Below are 19,119 nucleotides of genomic sequence, written 5' to 3' on the forward strand. Positions count from 1 at the left end.
CCTCCTGATAACAGGTGTTGCTGCTTGGTGAAATCGATGATTCATATAGTGGATTATCCCTTTGGGAGGAGTGTTTTGAATATGACCAGTGTTTAAGTTTCAACCGCCCCAGGCAGGGAAAAGGGGTATATATAATGAATAATATAGAGAGCGGATATGTGATATAACAGCCGTATGAATGGTAGGGGGATAAAACGATTGTTAATGTTTTTCAGAGTCTTTGTATGGGTAGTATTTATTGCTTTATTAGCATATGTCATTCTTTCTTGGAAATATAAAGATAGGGTAAGTAAGAGGATTGAAGCGATTCGAAAAACCTGGTATGTCATTTTTATATTAGGAGCATTGATTTATTGGAATTTCTATCCGATGAGTATATTTAACGAATGGAAAAACTTCTTGATTATGGCTATTGTATTTATCCTGATAGATATGTTTGTGTTCTTGAGCATGTATATATCCAAAATTGGCGATAATGAACTGTCCTATGCAACAAAAGCCGTTGCGGAAAGTGATAAACTTTTAACGGATAATAGGGAAAAGGTCAAGAATATGTTTCATCTCCTTAAAAAAGAAGGGATTCCTGAGTATTATCAAACGAATAAGGAATACTTGGCTTATTTGAGTATTCTCCTTCAAGCTTATGCCGCAAAAGAAGGGATGAACGTGAAAATCCTTCCTTTCAAAACGGAACAGGACAAGCGATTGGTGATAAATGGGCATCCGAACTTGAATGGCAGTACCATTCGTGCTACATTGGAAAGAGAAGATACGTATTATAATGATGAAGAAAAAATGGCTCTGCAGCCAGTAAGTATATTGATGGAATCCTATATCCTTCACGTTAAATCAGAAAGCTTCGTTTCAGAAGTCGATTGTTTATTAATAGCATTATTAATCATGATGTTTGATATGGTCATAAAACAAAACCCGGGTGGTGAAGATAAATGAGCATTTATGATAAAGCCGGCGGTGAAGTGTCAGTTGCCGTAATCAAACCACAGGTGAAAATACCCGACGTAGGTTTGAGTCCCCATACCAAAAAGGTGATGAAACAAAACGAACGCATTATCCTGAAACAAAAAGAAAAAACTGCACGCTTCAGCCGGTTAAAAAGTGTTTAATTAGAATCAAGGCAGAGGTTTTCCTTTGCCTTATGATATTTAATGGAAAGCCCGCATATACTATTCAAAATAAAGGAATAGGAAGGGTCTTTCAGGATATGAACAAAAAACCCGAGAGAGTTAACATCCCGGCCCCCTCGGCTTCACCATCCGAGAAACGGATACATAAGGAAAATGCTGATCTGCTCAAGCTGTTGCAAAGGCTTAAAGCTAAACGTTGGATTTTTTTAAGGTAAAAGTCAAAGCCAGTCTCTAAGGAGAACTGGTTTTTTTATTTTTCAGGAAAATCACAGCGGGTGAAAGTATTGAATATTATTTCGACCTAACTCTTTAGCTGTATACATCGTACGATCAGCTTTTTTCAAAAGTGACTCCATTTCCGTACCATTATGCGGATAAAAGCTTATCCCTATGCTAACTGATACAAAATAATCATTTCCTTTAATGGGAATGGGCATTGTGGATAATTGGTTCAATATTAATTCTGCGTTTTCCTGTGTGCTTTTCATTAAATCCTCACAATGCGATGGATGTAATAATACAATGAATTCATCTCCACCTATACGTGCCACATGACTCCCGCGGGGGACGGTTTGCAAAAGACATTCAGCCGCTTTTTTTATAACGTCGTCTCCAGCATCATGACCGAAGGAATCATTGAAAAATTTAAAATGATCAAGATCGATGTAAAGAATGGCCATTTCATCGTTTGTTTTATCGTCATGAAAATCAAAATAATTATAAATGAAATGCCTATTATAAAGACCTGACAAAGGATCTCTGATTATCCCATCTTCAAGAATGATGGTTTGACTAATCAAAGCTGCCAAAGATTTGATGAGTATCCTATCATACTCCTTAAAATCATAAGGTTTAATGTCGAATGCACATAATGTACCAATGATTTCACCCTCATTTATAAGGGGCGTTCCCATAAAACACCCATTCTCGATAAACTTCGTTACGGGGTGGCCACTAGTCAAATCATGTTTCTTTAAATTCGGGATAACGAGTGGTTCCAAGCCATTCTCAACAACTAATTTGCAATAAGCCATATTATAAGGAAGGATGTCGCCTTCACAAATTAACTTAGCATTTCTATTGAAGGATTTGATCATAAAACTCTGTGTGGGATTTAATATCGAAAGAAAGAATGTATTGACATCAATGGTTTGTGCTAATAGTGCTAATACTTCTTTAGCCATAGAGTCAAAATTTTTATAATAATTGATATCTTGCTGAATCATTTTCAGGCTCCTCTTTTATCTTTAGTCTTTTTAGGTTTCCGGATGTTATTTCTCATATTGAACTAGAAAGACACAAAAGCGGAATCTGAATACCGTGACAGTTACCAGGATTTCCACTAAACTCAATTATGGGGTTGGATTCGTTTTTTTGATGGATAATGTAATCGGTAAGCTAACCGTTTAATGGGCTGTTTCTATTTTTCTTAATTCAGTATGATTGTCAGTCAGTTAAAATTGACCCTTATTTTATTTTCGGCTTTTTTTAATATCATTAAATTTCTTTTGCCTGATTTCCAAATGGCTAATCGGCTTTTCGTTTCTGTATGCCGGTATGGGCATCACTCAATAACTAATATTTCCCTTTAAGTCAATAATCAGTTTATCTAACCTGTATTATACTGTACGTGAAATGGCAAGAGTACCGTTTCAGGTACAAAATTAGTATCAATTTTTCATATTTACCTTGGCTCGTATGAGGTTAAAGCAGCTTGGCATTTCTGTTCCTTGTCATGATTAAAGAACTACATGTATTACCTAGATAAAACGAATGTATCTGGCTCATTTAAAAAAATGTTTTGGAGAGGATAAAAGGTAAGAATAAAGTACATACAGGATAATTCAAAAGGGGATCATTATGGGAAAATTAGAAAGTATATATCCTATTGCTATAGACAATACAAAGGAAAAAATAATCCAGGATATGGATTACTTTTTAGAGAATCAAGAGACGATGCCTTCGTTTGCAACATATATATCAGACAGGGTTTCTTTTATTGAGCAAATTTGGATCAATGTTTGGTTAAATAAAGCATCAAACGATGTGCCCAGGAAAGAAAAAAAGGTGTTTCTAAGCGAAAGGGGATTTGTAACAGAAGGTTCAGATCATAAACTGATAAATAGCATGTTCCGTAACGAATTAAAGAAGTATCGTCCTTTTGATGCCTTATCGTGGATAAAAAAATCCTTTGCTGAAAATCCAGATGATTGGGAGAAGAGATATAAAAATGCAAGGGATAACTTCACTAAGCGACAAGAAGAACAGCGGCTGGCTAAGCAACGATGGAAAATACGCGTTAGACTTCAAGAAGAGGCCAATACTTTTTTTGAAAAAAGCTCACTACTTTTATATTTACATGTCAGGAATTATATTGCTGGAAATTTGGCAGCGGATCTTAATAATAAGCCTAAATTTCAATATGTCGATCCATACTTGCTTGAAGAACGATTGGTTGAAGAGGGGGGATTTCAAGCAGCCGAATACCTTATGGTCTCTGATTTTTTTGAAGAGCTGACAGGCGATATTCACTCGTTACTCGATTGGGGAAGGAACCATTTTGAGTATGAAAATTACTTCTACCGATATGAAAGGCTAGTTTCGGATTTCATTCTGAAATTAGCCCCAGAAAAGTACTTGAACCAATTACCTGTTGCACTGCATCATGATTTTTTGGAGTCATATGGGGAAAGGCTGACGGTTGAAGACCTTCAAGGTATATTAAGGGATGAATTGGCTGATTTGTCTCAGGCCTGTTTTGATGAACTTCAGGAAGAATACCTTTCTGATTTACTGAGCCTTGAAGGAATTCCTTTTAATGAAACATTGCACGAACAAATATTTGAAAAGGACGAGGCGAACAGAGAAAGAAGAAAAGCTGAAGTATTGGCAGAGCAGGCAAAGAAGCTGGCTGAAGAGCAAAGGATGATTGATGACATTATCGGAAAGGCCTATACACCATCATTAGGAAAAAAAGTTAGGTATGTTTTGCATATCGGAGAGACCAATACCGGGAAGACACATAAGGCCCTACAAAAAATGAAAGAAGCGGAAAGCGGTTTGTATCTGGCGCCCCTTAGACTACTAGCCCTCGAAGTGTTTGATAAATTAAATGCGGATGGTGTTCCTTGTTCATTAAAAACCGGTGAAGAAGAAAAGGCAGTTGCGGGTGCTAATCATGTTTCCAGCACAGTTGAAATGTTTCATGAAAAAGACTACCATGAAGTGATCGTTATAGATGAAGCCCAAATGATTGCCGATAAAGATCGAGGCTTTTCGTGGTTTAGGGCAATCACACAAGCAAATGCGAAAGAAGTACACATTATCGGAAGCAAGAATATCAAAATGATGCTTTTGAACCTACTGAATGAAGCAGATTTAGAACTCCACGAATACAGACGTGAAATACCGCTGGAGGTAGAACAAAAGGAATTTGGATTGAAGTATACCAAAAAAGGGGATGCGCTCATTTGTTTTTCAAGAAGGCACGTACTGGAAACCGCATCCCGTCTAAAAGAGAGTGGACATAATGTCAGCATGATATACGGCAGTATGCCTCCTGAAAACAGAAAACGGCAAATAGAGTTATTCAATCGCGGTGAAACATCAGTGGTTGTAGCCACAGATGCGATAGGAATGGGATTGAACTTGCCAATCCGACGCATCGTCTTTCTTGAAAATGAAAAATTCGACGGGACTCGAAGAAGAAGATTGACTTCTCAAGAAATCAAACAAATCGCAGGTCGAGCAGGGAGAAAAGGGATTTACGATACTGGCAAGGTGGCATTTACAGCAGAGATTAAAATCATGAATAAGTTGCTGGAACAAGTAGATGAGCCAGTTCAGACCTTCACTATTGCCCCAACCTCGGCTGTGTTTGAACGTTTTCAAAAGTATTACAGGAATCTAGGAACATTTTTCGAAATGTGGGAGAGGTTCGAGCCTCCTAAAGGCACGAAAAAGGCATCACTATCGGAAGAAAGGGAGCTTTACGAGCTTATACGGGATACTGAAATCGAAGCGCGTTTTTCCTTAATGGATTTATATGGATTCTTGCATATCCCTTTTTCAGCGAAAGAACCAAGTCTGATCAAGCAGTGGCTGGAAACGGTCGAAGCGATTGCCGAGAGCAGTGAACTTCCTGTACCGATCATCAAGACTAAAAATCTGGAGGAATTGGAGCTTTCTTATAAAGCGATAGGCCTTCATCTATTATTTTTATATCGGATGGGTAAGAGGACTGAAACTGTTTACTGGGAGCGTATCCGTGAAGAAATCAGTGAGGGCGTTCATGATCAGTTAAAAGACGAAATGTTGAATTATCAAAAAAAATGCAAGCGCTGTGGAAAAAAGTTGCCGGATGACTCCCGTTTTCATATATGTGATGCTTGTTACCACAGAGGGCATAGGAAGTCACACAGATTCAACTAAACTGAAATTTTTCCAATATTGAGCAACCCGAATAAAGAACACCTTTGGTGTAGGTATTCGGGTTGTAGTCTGTTGAATATATACTCAGTCATCCCGTTTCGCTTTAGCAATAAGTGATGCTTGCTGCTTCATACGTTTATCAGCTTTTTTATCATGCACCACTAAGATGGCATGAATTAAACCAGGTACGTAAAAAATTAGTGTGAGGATTAAATTAAACAAAGCCTGAATGGGTTTACCCGCTAATAATACGGCTAAGGGGGGGAAAAGAATCGCGATTAAATATAGAATAATAAACACTCTCCAAAATTATGATTTTCATCTGAATTTTACGACTTGACAATCTACAAGTAATACTAGCATTACTTGTAGTGTAAAGCTACCGTTCCATCTTCCTGATGATACCCCTTGCTATTACCTTGATAAATATATGCCCGGGTGTCCGCTTCATACCCAACCGACATTCTGTCTTTAAAGATATATTTTTTGAGGGATTCTTTATCTTGGATTAAGCATGAGGTGGCTGGCTTAGGAAAAGGAAAATATCGTTTTTGCAGGTAGTGGGCAAAGTACGTTTTTTTGTATTAGAATAGTCAGAAAACTGACTGAAAGCGGGAAATTCATGAGAAAAAAGATAGGCTGTTTGCATGCACACTATACAAATATTGAATATATAGAAAAAGCCTTCTCGTAATTTGATATTGAATGGCTTCATCTTGTAGATCCAGGCTTGATGCATAGGGTGGCATCGGATGTAAAGTTTAAGTATTCGGATGCTCAAAAAATGGTTAAAGAACAAGTCGAATGGATTGCCGAATGTAAAGTGGATGCCATCCTGATAACCTGTACGAATTACATCGCCTTTTTAAACGAAGAACAACTCTCCTTACCCATGCCTATCATTAAAATCGATGAACCATATTTTGAACAAATTTGCCAATTGCGGCAACCTCAAGTCATATTATTCACGAACCCTGCTACTGTCGAAGGAACTGTCAAACGTTTAAATGCACATGCTGAAAAATATGAGGGTGTGGATTTTGAAGTAATCATCATCGACAATACGTTTGCATTCATTATGCAGGGATTGGGTGAAAAATATAACCAGGAAATCGTTAAGTTCCTGCACCACTTTAATAGTGGGAAAAGACCTCTGTCGGTGGCACAATTATCAATGGTTGAAGCAGCTCAACGTTATGAGTTTCAGACAGGAAACAAAGTTTTAAATCCATTGCATGCATTAGTTGATTCCATGATCGTTCAACTAGAACTAAGTTCATTGAGTGGTCTTTGAATCAAATGATTGCTGGTGCCGCATGAACGGAACGTTTTTTAATTTCAAAAAAATGTATTTGTATATAGAAGAAAATAAAAAAATCACAAATCTGGTTAAATCCCAGTGCAGGGATTTTTTTTATTATTCCTTTGTGCGGATTTGTTCACGGATGTTTTCAAGTTCTTCAAGGGATAGAGCTGTCAGGGAATTTTTTATTTCTTCTTCGACCCGTTTTCTATCAAGCTCCCTATATGCGCTCCACCAATCCCGCAGCCCTTCGGTGTTTTCGAGAAGATACTCTATATCAATTTCTTCTTGCTCATCATCTGATAAATATCGCATGACTGCACCTAATAATCGATTGAGTTTGGCTAATTCACTTTCCTTATCAGGTGAAGCGGGGGTATCTTTCACTTCTAAATCAGCTTTAGCCGGAACATTCCGAGGTGTCATAATTTCCTCCTGTTTTTAATACTAGTGTGCCTAAAAATGGCGGTTTTCAATATATGTCTTTGGTATTTTTATAAATTTCATCTTTAAAAAATTTCAACATATACCTCGCTAGAATATATAAATTATATCATCATCCTTAAATAGATTTAACAAAGTAATGGGTAGGTAAGGGGGAAGTAAAATAAAAGGAATAGCTTAGTGCTATTCCTTTCATAAAGCGGCTAATTTTATGCATTCTTCTGCGCATCTAAAGCATGCCTCAGCACATTTTTGACAATGTTCATGATCGTGATTTTTACATTCGTTCCCGCAGTTTTCACAGATCTTGGCACAAACTTCAGCCAACTCTGAAATAAACAGTGTACCTCTTCCTATCGCCTGTTCTAAATAGGAGCAAAAATCCGCACATTCCCGATCCAAGCGAATGCACTCCACCATCATGTTTACTTGATCTTCTTTTAAGCATGCGTCGTAACAATGATTACACGCGGTCATACAATCATTTAAAGTTTGGATAACAGCTGAATAATTCTCATGTGACATGAACAAATCTCCTCCTAAATATGGTCTCTCCCTTACTATTATCCTTTATACTATCCTTTAAACTTCTTTTAGGTTAAGGTAAATGGCTCTATAAAACTGACCGGACACGTGAAAGTCTTTAGGGGATTAATGGAAGTGGCAGTGCATAAATTTAAATGAAAGGAGTGGATATATGAAAATGTTTATTAAATTAAGTGTGGCCAGTGTCTCCGGAGCCGTCGTGTATTTGATATATAATGTCAACCAGACGCTGCGTAAAGGAATGGGAACGCTCGAAGAAACAAATAAGACACTGGAAGAGGTAAGAAATGCGGTACATGGATTGACGCAAGAGTCCAAACAATTGATCCACTCTGCCAATCAAATTACAGCGGATGTAAAAGGGAAGATGGAAAATGTCGATCCATTGCTAGAATCAGCTCAAGATGTTGGGGAAATGATTCATAATGTAACCAATTCCATGAAAGAAGCCAGTTTGGAAGGCCGCCCTAAGGATTTATCCACTCGAACTGAAGCTGAGGGGGTTCAAATAATAATCAAATAGTATCATCATTTATCACTAAAAAACAGGCACCCCGGGATTCACTAACCTATTTAAAGTAATCGTTTCTACTATTTAATATAGAGGGGGAGCTTTATCTTGATAATTCAATATAGTGTGGCTGCGATCGCTTTAGCCTTCATTTGGTTGGTCGTATTTTTAATTAGTACTCTTCAAAAGGGAATGGTCACGATAGGAGAAGCCAATCAAACATTGGTTGAGGTGAGAAATGCCATCCACGATTTGTCCGGCGAATCGAAACAACTATTGCAAACTGCAAATGAAATCACCGACGATGTAAAAACTAAAATAAAAACGGTTGAACCATTATTGGATTCTGCTCAAGATGTTGGTGAAGCGATACATTCAGTTACAGACTCTGTTAAAAAAGCCACTAACGGCTTCCGGACAGAGTTTTCCCAGAAAAAAATCAATGCTATCAAACCCAAAAGCCAATTTAGATAATAAGATCATAATAAAAGGCTCTTTTCGTAAAGATTGTTGTTTTTAAAACGAAACTATTTAAGGTTGATTGGAGCGGAAGTGCGAGACTCCTGCGGGTGCTGCGGGACAGGTGAGACCCCACAGGCGTTTAAGCCGAGGAGGCTCACCGCCCGCTCCAAGGAAAGCGAGCATCTGGAGGGGAATTCAACCACAACTCACTACCTGGTAAATAGCAACATAGTATGTGAAAACAGCCTAATAAAAAGATGAAAGACACTGCCGGGTAAGGAAGTGTCTTTTTTGATGGTATGTATAATTATAGCCGTACTCATAGGATTAATCTGGATATCGTCGTTATTATCTATTAGACCCATTTCTCTCATACAGATCTCTATTACACCCTGTATGAGAATATGGAATAAACCTAAATTTTTTTGTATGGATTTAAAACAAGCTATTATTTTTCGGTCTTGTCACCTGTAGACTGGCCGGAAGATTTTGATTCATTGGAATGTTTGACGCCTTTACTTACATATGGTTTTGCGCTTTTTTTCTTGTTGGCACCAGTTTTCCAACGATTCCAGCCCTTCTTGCCCGTACCTGTTCCCGTACCTTTACCCGTACCACTCTTAGCCTTAGCTTTACTCATGAAATCACTCCATTACTATTGTATGGTTATATTAAACCATTTTACTTGATTATTACCCAAGTATGTTGAAATATACAGTAACCACGGTGATATGTACAGGGAAAGGCTCAATATTTTTATCAGAATCTTTATAAACCAATAAAAGCAAGGATTTTTGCTGGATGGAACTTGCTTATTCTTAACTATTATTCCAATTATTTGCTGTGTTTCCTCAAAATTAAACTTAGTGGAGTTAGAGTGGATGGACCTGATTTTAGTCATTTTATCGATATGGACCTGGATTTCATCAAAAAGATACTTATTCCAATTTTTTTGCAAATGGTCAAGTAGTGCATGAAAGTTAATAATACAGCGCCCGTATTCATTCCTAAAATGATGCCTCCCATATTAAGTGAAGCTTGGGACCCTAGGATATACATCATTAAAAATGCAACGATATGGGACCAGACTGTATGGATGAAAGCATCTTTCACTAAGCCCAGGCCAATGAGATAGGCTTGCATTGGAATGACAAAAAAATGAAAAAGGAAATAGGGACATAATAATTTTAAATAGTATGAGGCAGATGTTGAGGAAAAAAAGAGAGAGGTCAAGGGTTCCGCAAAGAAATAAATGAAGAACACAGCTGGAACCCCATACAATACGGTAAAAGACATCGATTTTTGCAATAAAACCCTCAATTTTTCCTTATCCTGCTTCTTGTGCGCATTCGAAACATTCGGTATGAGCATGATCATTAAGGAATGCGCGATAAAGGCCGGAAAGAAGCCGATGGTCATCGCTACCCCAGTGAGCATCCCAAAATGCTCTGTAGCCACAACCGCACCGAATCCTGCTGAGAGAAGGGCAGTATGGATTAAAAAAGGTTGCATGGCATTTGTTATGGCATGAAAGATCCTTAATCCCATAGTGGGCAGCGAAACCGCCAATAACTTTTGTCGTGCATGTTTACCGGTTGTTCGCGAGTTTGTACCGCGTTTCATGATTCGCATTTGAAGGATCAAAAGGTTTATCAAGTATAGAAAAACGAGGAACTCACTGCCAATCAATACAAAAAAGGCCATCAACAATGATTTTTCTTGGTTAAAATGAAATAAGTTAAAGATGAGGAAAAGCAAACCAAATTGAATGATATCCTTCAAAAAGTTGGAAAAGGCAATCTTCCCCATTTGCTGGACACCCATGAAATACCCTCTTGCAATCGACGAGAATGCAACTATTGGGATTAAAGTGATGAGCAGCCATTTAATATAAGGATGATATCTGTCCATTATGGATGAGAATGAAAGTATGAAAGGCATGACTACGCACATGACCAACACGATGACTGCAGCCATTTTAAGAGCATGGATGACTAGATTATAATGCAATGTCTGTTTATTTTCAGCAACGAATTTTGAAATGGAAATATGTAATTCAAGGCTGGCAATCACATATATCAAAAAGAAAATTGGCAATATGGACATATAAAGCCCCATGCCCTCTTCCTGTAATTCCCTGGCTAGGATCATGTTTACTAAAAATTCAATACATTCACCAAAAAACGCTGCGACAATCAAAATGAGCGTTCCCTTATAAAAAGACTTCATGTTGGACCACTCCTAACAAGGTGTTTGTATAAAGATATGAGACATGCTTTGGAATATTCATACGGAGCTCCACAAAATGGTGATACATAATGCGGCTATGGCTATGGGGAATACTGATTAATCTGTTGGAAGATAAAAAATTAAATCAGGTAAGGATGGGAAAGTGGAAGAAATCGATTGGTTACATGTAATTTAGAAATTTTCACCCAAGCCTTCAGCATCAAAAGGGTTCATTCAAGTAATGGGTTTGCATTTATTTCATTCTTCTGATCAGGGGTTTTTGGTTTGCCAGGTTCCCTTTGGCAAAAATATCGGATGAATTATGAAACAATAGTCGGAGCCTTGATTTTCACTTTGTAATTCATGCTTTATTTTGCTATCCTTTAGCAGAGGGGATGATCAATATGAAATTCACATCTATTAGTCAATTAAATATAGATGAATTGTGCATTGCGTTTGAAAGTTTGCTTACGAAACATGACATTACATTTAAATATGTAGATATGAGGGAAGATAACGGAATCTTATCGTTTATTTTTTGTAATGACCCGGATAAGGCTAGGTCGGTCGAATTGGAAAGTGAACGCTTCATTGGATTAGATACTGATTACATAGCCAAGGAAATTTTAGTGCCAATCTTGCCTAGATTAAAAGAATATGCACAAAAATAAAATCATCGATTAAGATGATTTTTTTTGTGATACTTGTTAAATGTCATGAGATTTACTTTCCTATATTTCTATAGCTTAAATAGAGCTTAATTATCCAGGAGGCAAACTGAAATGTAACTTCCAATTAATTGTGGTTAAGTATAAAAAATACCCTGGGTATGAAACCTCCAGGGTATTTTTTCTTTATACTGATTTTATCGGAATCAAGATCGCTTTCATCGCTATACTCTTTTCCACAGCCATCCGGATAAGATTAAATGACCATCTTTTTACCGGCATTTAATTGAACTTCCTGCTTAGGAGTTTCTGCTTTCTTGATTTGCTTTACCTTAAAGTGATAAACCGCATAACAACCAATGAAGAATGTTCCCCCGCAATAAAGGGCCATTCGCTGCTCAGGAACAAACGCTAGACTGATCATGACTATGCAGTTTGCTATCAAGGCAAGAATGGGGATGACTGGGTATAGCGGTACTTTGAATTTCAGATTTTCTACCTTTCCGCCTTGGCGGGTATATGATCTTCTAAAAGCAAGAAGACAAGCCGCGATTGCAATCCAGCCAATTTGCGCTCCTAATCCTGCAAGGGAGAGAAGAAAGACAAACACTGTTTTGGCGGCTACTACACTTGAAAGTAAAGACAAACCAGCTATTGCAAGGGTAATAAGCAAGGCATTAAGCGGAATTCCTCGCTTATTTACCATACCGAGCTTCGGACTTGCCATGCCTTCCTTAGAAAGCGAGTAAAGCATACGTGTTGCCGCGTAAAGGCCGGAGTTTGCAACGGACAAAAGCGCTATTAGAATGATGAAGTTCATGATGTCAGCCGCATAAGGAACTCCGATACTATCCAATACAACAACGAACGGACTTTCAACGATTCCTGCCTGTTCCCTTGGAATCAGCGCTGAAAGAACAGAGACAGAAAGGACGAAGAAGAAAAGGGTACGCCAAACTGTTTGTTTGATCGATTTAGGTATGACCTTTTCTGGATTTTCACTTTCTCCCGCGGCAATTCCGATTAGCTCTGTGCCCTGGAAGGAAAAGTTCACTGTAATCATTGTGATAAGCAGGGCCGATATCCCATTGGGGAAGAGGCCTTCACTGAAAAAGTTGGAGAAAAATGGTGCTTCTTGTCCACCTTTCATATCAATAAGACCAAACATGGCAGCACCGCCAACGATGATGAACAAAATGATGGCCAATACTTTTATGCTGGAAAAAACAAACTCCGATTCGCCAAATGCCTTTGCTGATAAAGCGTTTAGTGAAAATATGAGAAAAGCAAAGATTGCACACCACATCCAAACGGGTGATTCGGGAAACCATCTTTGCATAAGCTGTCCTGCTGCCAAAAACTCTAAAGCAACTGTAACGGCCCAACCTAACCAGTAAAGCCATCCGATGGCAAACCCGGTTCCAGGACCGATGAACTTAGTCGCATATGTCTGAAACGAACCGGAAACAGGCATGGCAACCGATAGTTCGCCTAGACAAAGCATGGTTAAATACATGATGAAGCCGCCGACTATGTAAGAGAGGATAGCACCGAAGGCTCCTGCTTCATGAATGGTATAGCCTGAACCAATGAAAAAGCCCGTACCAATACATCCCCCTATTGAAATCATAAATAAATGTCTTGCTTTCATGCTCCGTTTTAATTCATTTGGTTGATTATCTGCTGTTTTCATTGAAAGACTCCTTTACCTGATGGGTGCAAACGGTTTCATTTATGTTGGGACGTTATTAGGAATTTGTGTTCAATCACAAGTCTAAAAGCTTCGATTTTGAATCTTAGGAGATGTCGAATTCCCTCGGAAAAGAGATTACTTCTGCATTTAAGAAAGATGTGACAATGAACATAGGCATCTATGCAGAATAAATTTCGATAGCGCCGCTTAATAAAGAAAAGGAAGCCAAGCGTCAGGAAACCAGGGTGTGAATTGAACATGTCGATCATCCGCAAATGGGGAGAGAAGCACCCTGATGTGATATTTCCAATGAAGCATCCATTAGTGAACTCTCTCTCTATTTCTATCAATAACTGTCATCTCAATAGAGTTCGATCTATTTTACATCTACCAGTAAACCTGAAGTGATAAGGTGGTCTTCCGCTCCATAAAGCAGTTTTTCTCCAAGTAATGAGCCCATTAATGCTACAGCAACTTCAGCTGTTTTATTATGCTCGTCCAATATTGGATTTATCTCTACAAACTCTGCAGATGTAATGATATTAGCTTCAGCTAGCATTTCCATGGCAAGATGGCTCTCACGGTAACTAATGCCTCCCATTACAGGCGTTCCGACCCCTGGTGCATCATCTGGATCAAGACCATCAAGGTCAAGGGATAAATGTACAAGATCCGTACGTTCTTTCAGATAGGCAATCGATTCTTCCATCACTTTTGTCATACCCATTCTATCAATCTCATGCATAGTATAGACTTTAATACCTTTTTCCCTGATTAGTTCTTTCTCACCTTGATCTAAAGAACGGGCACCAATAATGACAATATTCTCTGGTTTGACTTTTGGGGAATAGCCGCCAATGTTAGTCAGTGCAGGGTGGCCAAGGCCTAAACTTACTGCAAGGGACATACCATGGATATTTCCTGATGGGGAAGTTTCGGCTGTGTTTAAATCGCCATGCGCATCATACCAAATTACTCCTAAATTTTCAGAATGCTTCGCTAAACCGGATAATGTGCCGATTGCTATACTGTGATCTCCCCCCAATACTAAAGGAAACCTATTTGATTGGATGACTTCATCCACTTTTTGACTTAATTTTTCATTACCTTCTGCAACATCTTGTAGATTCTTTAAATTTGTGTCGCTATCACTTTGTGCTCTTTCTTTTATCTCTACTATAATATCACCTTCATCACGGACAGTATAGCCAATGTTTTCAAGTCTTTCACTCAATCCTGCATATCTAATGGCACTAGGTCCCATATCCACTCCTCTTCTAGTTTGACCAAGATCCATTGGAACACCAATTATTGAAATTTCTTTCTTCATGTATAATTCTCCTCCTTTGATTTTTCTTCCCTAGTATAAGGGTAAAAGGCCAGATGACTCAACTCGACATTTTTTTGAATATTTATACGATTAAGAAAAGGGTGAAATCTCTGGGTTGAAATTCCTATTTTTGAGTTGTGAAGTGTATAAAATCATTACCCTGTAGGGTATGTGAATTAGTTTAAAAAAGTGGGCTGAATACCTGTAAAATCTACACTCTGTTGATATTTCCGATGAGAGTGGGAGCTCGCCCGATCAAAGTCTCCCGTTAAGGATTCCATTGAAAATATTGAATGTTTTTATTAGGTAAATTATTCAGGAAATGGAGCAGCCGCATATACAAATCATGGAAGGGCTTTTCGTTTTCATATTGAATAGGATTGTTTCTGACCAAAAACCAAGAGCTGTTTGCCAAACTGAGGTTAACTGTGAGAAACGAAATATAATAATCTATAGTCCATCATGTCGGCATAATCTATGGATCTTGGATTATTCATCCTTAGTATGTTTTTTGTACTAGTTGCAAATATCATGAAAAAACGACGAGCGGAAAGATATTTCCGACCAAAAGAATAGGAAAGTTTGTTGGAGAAGTGGGAACTGCAGCCCCGAATTCATATTGGATCATAAGGGTTTGCTGCCGGAAAACAAAATAGGTAAAGTAGCGGCAGGCTTTGATTGCTGCTCATATCGCTTTGTTAAAACATATGAGTGCCTTTAAAATGATTGACTCCATTCCTCATCTTCCAGAGGCAGCGATAATTACAGTAAAGCGGTCTTCATCTGCATACTGTTTCTTACGTGAAAGGGTGATCCGAATGGTTGGGACAACGTCATAATCTTTATAGCTTGCTGGTTCGGATCAATCTTCAATTCATTCCCGATCCCCTCATCAAAGACCAAGACTAATTGATTCGAATCGCCTATTCCTTGTTGAATCTCTTCCCAATCATCACTTTCTGCAATATCTCCCATATCCTTGGATATCAAAATGTCCCCCAGATCATTTTCAATATAAGGCCTTATCTCTTTTTGGAGCATCATCTTGCTATTTTTCAGATAAGAAGGTATCCCCTGTTTCATCATTAAAGTAAACTAAAAATTTAGTACCATATTTTTTATGTTTCACTTTAGTTGCACATTCAAAATAGTTGCAATTACCCATATTCTTATAGAGGACATCATATATTTCCGTTTTATCTTCAAAGTTTTTCACTAAATACCGTTCAGCTTGAATTCTAACCTTTTTTTCTTCTTCAGGATCAGCTTTCATACTCTTTGTGAATGAAAACACAAGTATTACGACACGGCAATATTGAGTAAGAAAATAGTTAATAAAGTCAGTGAAATCTTTCTTGTTTTGCCCAAGGAACACCCTCCCGTTATCTCTGCTTATATATTCAATTGAATTTAAGGAGTGCCTCTTTTTTAGCTGTGAAATCTATATTATTTGCGATTCACATTTCGGGATACTTTGTTACAATATTTATATAGATAGTACCCTAAAGGGAGAGATTTATTTGGAAACCTTTCAAAGAGAAATGAATCATAACCGAGATGAATTCAGAAAGATAAGGTGGAAACAGCATCGTTCACAAGTTACAGGGTTATTCGATGCCGTTTTTTCGAAAAAAGAGATTGTTGATAAAATGGCTATCGTTGGTGCAGGGAATTGCGATGATTTGGATATCGATTATCTAGCAGCTAAATGCAATTCCATATATTTATTCGATATTGATATGGAAAGTATGGAAAAGGGTATAGAGAATTTGCCTGAACATACTCGAAAAAAAATTCAGCTTGTTGAAATCGATGTTACAGGCCTCGATAAAATGGATTTTGATCACCACCTATCTTCCATGCTGGATCGTGGTGAAAAGGCAGAGGAAATTATTCAGTATGTAAAGGATGCCGAGAATCGGTTAGGTCAGCTTTCTGAAAGTATTTTTGCCAATCATTATAATGGTTTTGACGTTATAGCAACTTCCGCCATTTATACTCAACTTTTTTATAATTGGGCCAAGGAACTGCTTTCTGATTACTCAAACCAATATCAAAATAAAGACGCAGAAGAGATAAAGAATGGACTTTTAGATCTAAGGGATGAGATAGTACGAACGTTGAATCACTCTATTTCTAAATGTATCAAGGAAAATGGATTCTATATTACATGGACTGATATCTTAAAAATCGAACCTGAGTATATGGATACCATTAATGAAGGGCTTGGTGCCATATTTGTCTTAGCTTCAAACGTGGGGTATGGGGCAGCATTGATTGGGATAAAATCTTTTATTGAAAAAGTGGGTAAAAGCGAATTATCCCTTCGGTATTGGCCATGGGATTTTAATGCAAATAAACAGTATTTGACCATTGGAATTATAGGGAGATTGAAATGATTGTCATACAACTGAAAAACGGAATGAAAGTGATAGGTAAGCATATCAACTGCTGTACCTATCTTTTTTTTGTTTCGTATAAGTCTCCTAAGGAATATTTTAATTCATCCATTTCTAAGGCTAGATAAATAGGGGACCTTTATCAATGAATCATACAAAGATAAGACATAATCATATGAAAGGTGTAAAAAAACGATAAAATTTTTGACTATTTGTCTAATGAATTCACAAACTGGTGTAGATATAATGAATCTATTAAAAACAGAATATTTAAATAAGTCAGGATATGGACAACAAAAGAAAAGGAAGTGGTGAGTGTTTGAAGGCTGATATCGTATTCATAAACGGCGAGGTCATAACAGTTGATCAAAAAAATTCAATTGCAGAAGCCTTGGCAGTTAAAGGAAATCGCATCTCGGCAGTCGGAACGAATCAGGAAATGAAGGTTTTTATCGGTGAAGAAACAAATGTGATTGACTTGCAGGGAAAGTCATTACTGCCTGGGTTTATAGATTCTCATATTCACCTAATATTGTACGGTGTCAATCAGTTGGCAGTAAGTTGTAAAGCTGAACATATAGAATCTGTAAAAGATTTGTTAATCGATCTGAAGAAGAAAGCTTCGACAATCCCTAAAGGTGAATGGATCCGCGCCTGGGGCTTCAATGAAACTGCTATGAAAGAAAAACGGTATCCAACAATTACAGAGTTGGATGAAATTTCAACAGACCATCCCATTATGGTAACCCGTACATGCAGCCATATAAGTGTTGTGAACAGCCGGGCGTTAGAACTTGCCCGAATTGATGAAAACTCAGAGAATCCAAAAGGCGGGATTATTGAAAAGGATAAGGCAGGGAGGAATACAGGCAAACTAATTGAAACAGCAAATATGATAATGGCCGACATTGCAAGCTATTCAGAAAGTGAACTGTTGAAAGCAGTGAAAATTGCATCGGAGCATTTCATTGCCGCTGGCATAACTAGCATTCATGAAGCTGGTGCTTATGGTCCTGAAAGTTTCCGTTTAATGCAGCAAGCCATTAAAAGTAAGGATATACGTGTCCGCATCTATGCGATGGTAGGTTCATTGAATAATTCGCATGAATTTGTAAACAAAGTGGTATCTTCTGGAATCGTAACCGGAACTGGGGACGAAAGATTTAAAATTGGACCGGCTAAATTGTTTACGGATGGCAGTAGCACCGGTCCGACGATCGCTACCCGTGAGCCCTATTCGAGTGATCCTGGCAATTTTGGCATTCTTTATTATAAAGAAGAAGAAATCTATCAAGTATTAGGTCAGGCACATAAAAAAGGCTATCAGATCACAGTACACGCCCAAGGTGACAGGGCGATAGAGATGTATTTAAATTGTGTGGAAAAGGCTTTGAATGAAACTCCAAGAAAAGATCATAGACATAGGATTGAGCATGCTGGAATATCTGCGCCAGATTTACAACAGAGGATGAAAGAACTTGGAATCATCCCAATCCCCAACCCCCCATTTCCTTATGAATTCGGTGATATATATATCGAACACTACGGTAATAGGGTCAACCGCATGTACGCCGCCCGTGATTATATTGATAATGGCATCTTGGCCGCAGGTGGATCTGATGCTCCCATTACTGATCACGACCCTTTATTAGGCATACATGTTGCAGTTAATAGAAGAAGCAGGTCCGGTATGAAGATAGGTACGGTTCAATCGATTAGCGTAATGGAAGCCATTAAACTATACACATGGAATGGCGCCTTTGCGAGTTTCGATGAGGATGTCAAAGGCAGCATAGAGGTAGGGAAGCTAGCCGATCTAGTAGTATTGAATGATAGTATATTGAAAGTAGATCCTCAAAATATCAAGGATTTAAAAGTTGAATCAACGATTCTAAACGGAGAGATTCTCTATCATAGAGAAACATTGGTGGAAATATAATCTATAGGAACTATTATAC

General features: G+C 38.0%; 18 protein-coding genes and 1 pseudogene. 9 read left to right on the forward strand and 10 right to left on the reverse strand.

Annotation, left to right across the window (positions count from 1 at the left end):
• Positions 1–204: 204 nt before the first annotated feature.
• Together SB775_RS07160 and SB775_RS07165 are read left to right on the forward strand one after the other, a co-directional pair.
• Positions 205–951 carry a type II toxin-antitoxin system SpoIISA family toxin gene (locus tag SB775_RS07160; protein WP_410861131.1) on the forward strand — a complete coding sequence of 249 codons (747 nt, stop codon included), beginning with the start codon at positions 205–207 and terminating at the stop codon, positions 949–951.
• On the forward strand, positions 948–1,124 hold the full coding sequence (locus SB775_RS07165) for a hypothetical protein (RefSeq protein WP_410861054.1): 177 nt from the start codon (positions 948–950) through the stop codon (positions 1,122–1,124). The genes SB775_RS07160 and SB775_RS07165 overlap by 4 nt, the downstream gene beginning before the upstream one ends.
• Positions 1,125–1,411: 287 nt before the next feature.
• Here the strand turns inward: SB775_RS07165 and SB775_RS07170 are convergent, their stop codons facing one another.
• Entirely contained in the window at positions 1,412–2,371 is a 960-nt protein-coding gene (locus tag SB775_RS07170; protein WP_410861055.1) for a sensor domain-containing diguanylate cyclase, read from the reverse strand.
• A gap of 634 nt (positions 2,372–3,005) precedes the next feature.
• Between SB775_RS07170 and SB775_RS07175 the strand changes: the two genes are divergently transcribed.
• Entirely contained in the window at positions 3,006–5,576 is a 2,571-nt protein-coding gene (locus SB775_RS07175) for a DEAD/DEAH box helicase (protein WP_410861056.1), read from the forward strand.
• An 84-nt stretch (positions 5,577–5,660) separates the two neighbouring features.
• On the opposite strand, the gene SB775_RS07180 is transcribed toward SB775_RS07175, so the two are convergent.
• Entirely contained in the window at positions 5,661–5,867 is a 207-nt protein-coding gene (locus SB775_RS07180; protein ID WP_410861132.1) for a YqaE/Pmp3 family membrane protein, read from the reverse strand.
• A 331-nt stretch (positions 5,868–6,198) separates the two neighbouring features.
• Here SB775_RS07180 and SB775_RS07185 point away from each other — a divergent pair.
• A pseudogene (locus SB775_RS07185) lies at positions 6,199–6,870 on the forward strand (hypothetical protein).
• Positions 6,871–6,993: 123 nt separating this feature from the next.
• On the opposite strand, the gene SB775_RS07190 reads toward SB775_RS07185, so the two are convergent.
• Both SB775_RS07190 and SB775_RS07195 read right to left on the reverse strand, forming a co-directional pair.
• Positions 6,994–7,305 carry a hypothetical protein gene (locus tag SB775_RS07190; RefSeq protein ID WP_089362168.1) on the reverse strand — a complete coding sequence of 104 codons (312 nt, stop codon included), beginning with the start codon at positions 7,303–7,305 and terminating at the stop codon, positions 6,994–6,996.
• Positions 7,306–7,515: 210 nt separating this feature from the next.
• Positions 7,516–7,848 (reverse strand): four-helix bundle copper-binding protein, encoded by a 333-nt coding sequence (locus tag SB775_RS07195; protein ID WP_410861057.1) that lies wholly within the window; start codon positions 7,846–7,848, stop codon positions 7,516–7,518.
• Positions 7,849–8,020: 172 nt separating this feature from the next.
• Between SB775_RS07195 and SB775_RS07200 the strand changes: the two genes are divergently transcribed.
• Positions 8,021–8,392 (forward strand): DUF948 domain-containing protein, encoded by a 372-nt coding sequence (locus tag SB775_RS07200; protein WP_061463149.1) that lies wholly within the window; start codon positions 8,021–8,023, stop codon positions 8,390–8,392.
• Positions 8,393–8,488: 96 nt separating this feature from the next.
• A complete protein-coding gene (locus SB775_RS07205) occupies positions 8,489–8,854 on the forward strand; it encodes a DUF948 domain-containing protein (RefSeq protein WP_061463150.1) in 366 nt (121 codons plus the stop codon).
• Between the two features lie 436 nt (positions 8,855–9,290).
• On the opposite strand, the gene SB775_RS07210 is transcribed toward SB775_RS07205, so the two are convergent.
• Positions 9,291–9,482, reverse strand: coding sequence for a DUF3934 family protein (locus SB775_RS07210; RefSeq protein WP_061463151.1), 192 nt, complete (start codon positions 9,480–9,482; stop codon positions 9,291–9,293).
• Positions 9,483–9,739: 257 nt separating this feature from the next.
• The gene (locus SB775_RS07215) at positions 9,740–11,071 is read right to left on the reverse strand and encodes an oligosaccharide flippase family protein (protein WP_061463152.1); all 1,332 of its coding nucleotides are present in this window, start codon (positions 11,069–11,071) and stop codon (positions 9,740–9,742) included.
• A gap of 404 nt (positions 11,072–11,475) precedes the next feature.
• Here SB775_RS07215 and SB775_RS07220 point away from each other — a divergent pair, with 404 nt between their 5' ends.
• Positions 11,476–11,742: a hypothetical protein gene (locus SB775_RS07220; protein ID WP_089362172.1), complete on the forward strand. Its 267-nt coding sequence runs from the start codon at positions 11,476–11,478 to the stop codon at positions 11,740–11,742.
• A 253-nt stretch (positions 11,743–11,995) separates the two neighbouring features.
• Here SB775_RS07220 and SB775_RS07225 read toward each other — a convergent pair whose 3' ends face one another.
• The 4 genes from SB775_RS07225 to SB775_RS07240 all read right to left on the reverse strand — a co-directional run bounded on the left by SB775_RS07225 (position 11,996) and on the right by SB775_RS07240 (position 16,035).
• The gene (locus SB775_RS07225) at positions 11,996–13,432 is read right to left on the reverse strand and encodes an amino acid permease (protein ID WP_410861059.1); all 1,437 of its coding nucleotides are present in this window, start codon (positions 13,430–13,432) and stop codon (positions 11,996–11,998) included.
• A gap of 376 nt (positions 13,433–13,808) precedes the next feature.
• Positions 13,809–14,762 carry an arginase gene (gene rocF, locus SB775_RS07230; RefSeq protein WP_089362174.1) on the reverse strand — a complete coding sequence of 318 codons (954 nt, stop codon included), beginning with the start codon at positions 14,760–14,762 and terminating at the stop codon, positions 13,809–13,811.
• A 762-nt stretch (positions 14,763–15,524) separates the two neighbouring features.
• Complete coding sequence (locus SB775_RS07235) at positions 15,525–15,752, reverse strand: hypothetical protein (RefSeq protein WP_410861061.1); 228 nt, start codon at positions 15,750–15,752, stop codon at positions 15,525–15,527.
• A gap of 58 nt (positions 15,753–15,810) precedes the next feature.
• Positions 15,811–16,035: a hypothetical protein gene (locus SB775_RS07240; protein ID WP_410861063.1), complete on the reverse strand. Its 225-nt coding sequence runs from the start codon at positions 16,033–16,035 to the stop codon at positions 15,811–15,813.
• A gap of 247 nt (positions 16,036–16,282) precedes the next feature.
• Between SB775_RS07240 and SB775_RS07245 the strand changes: the two genes are divergently transcribed.
• Positions 16,283–17,161, forward strand: coding sequence for a hypothetical protein (locus tag SB775_RS07245; protein WP_410861064.1), 879 nt, complete (start codon positions 16,283–16,285; stop codon positions 17,159–17,161).
• Between the two features lie 319 nt (positions 17,162–17,480).
• Positions 17,481–19,100 (forward strand): amidohydrolase, encoded by a 1,620-nt coding sequence (locus tag SB775_RS07250; protein WP_410861065.1) that lies wholly within the window; start codon positions 17,481–17,483, stop codon positions 19,098–19,100.
• Positions 19,101–19,119: the final 19 nt, after the last annotated feature.

The organism is Peribacillus sp. SIMBA_075 (assembly GCF_046534585.1).

Excerpts from the sequence above, each read along its gene's own strand:
- SB775_RS07160 (WP_410861131.1), top strand. The coding sequence starts at position 205 with ATGTTTTTCAGAGTCTTTGTATGGGTAGTATTTATTGCTTTATTAGCA.
- SB775_RS07165 (WP_410861054.1), top strand. The coding sequence starts at position 948 with ATGAGCATTTATGATAAAGCCGGCGGTGAAGTGTCAGTTGCCGTAATC.
- SB775_RS07170 (WP_410861055.1), bottom strand. The coding sequence starts at position 2,371 with ATGATTCAGCAAGATATCAATTATTATAAAAATTTTGACTCTATGGCT.
- SB775_RS07175 (WP_410861056.1), top strand. The coding sequence starts at position 3,006 with ATGGGAAAATTAGAAAGTATATATCCTATTGCTATAGACAATACAAAG.
- SB775_RS07190 (WP_089362168.1), bottom strand. The coding sequence starts at position 7,305 with ATGACACCTCGGAATGTTCCGGCTAAAGCTGATTTAGAAGTGAAAGAT.
- SB775_RS07195 (WP_410861057.1), bottom strand. The coding sequence starts at position 7,848 with ATGTCACATGAGAATTATTCAGCTGTTATCCAAACTTTAAATGATTGT.
- SB775_RS07200 (WP_061463149.1), top strand. The coding sequence starts at position 8,021 with ATGAAAATGTTTATTAAATTAAGTGTGGCCAGTGTCTCCGGAGCCGTC.
- SB775_RS07210 (WP_061463151.1), bottom strand. The coding sequence starts at position 9,482 with ATGAGTAAAGCTAAGGCTAAGAGTGGTACGGGTAAAGGTACGGGAACA.
- SB775_RS07215 (WP_061463152.1), bottom strand. The coding sequence starts at position 11,071 with ATGAAGTCTTTTTATAAGGGAACGCTCATTTTGATTGTCGCAGCGTTT.
- SB775_RS07220 (WP_089362172.1), top strand. The coding sequence starts at position 11,476 with ATGAAATTCACATCTATTAGTCAATTAAATATAGATGAATTGTGCATT.
- SB775_RS07225 (WP_410861059.1), bottom strand. The coding sequence starts at position 13,432 with ATGAAAACAGCAGATAATCAACCAAATGAATTAAAACGGAGCATGAAA.
- rocF (WP_089362174.1), bottom strand. The coding sequence starts at position 14,762 with ATGAAGAAAGAAATTTCAATAATTGGTGTTCCAATGGATCTTGGTCAA.
- SB775_RS07240 (WP_410861063.1), bottom strand. The coding sequence starts at position 16,035 with ATGAAAGCTGATCCTGAAGAAGAAAAAAAGGTTAGAATTCAAGCTGAA.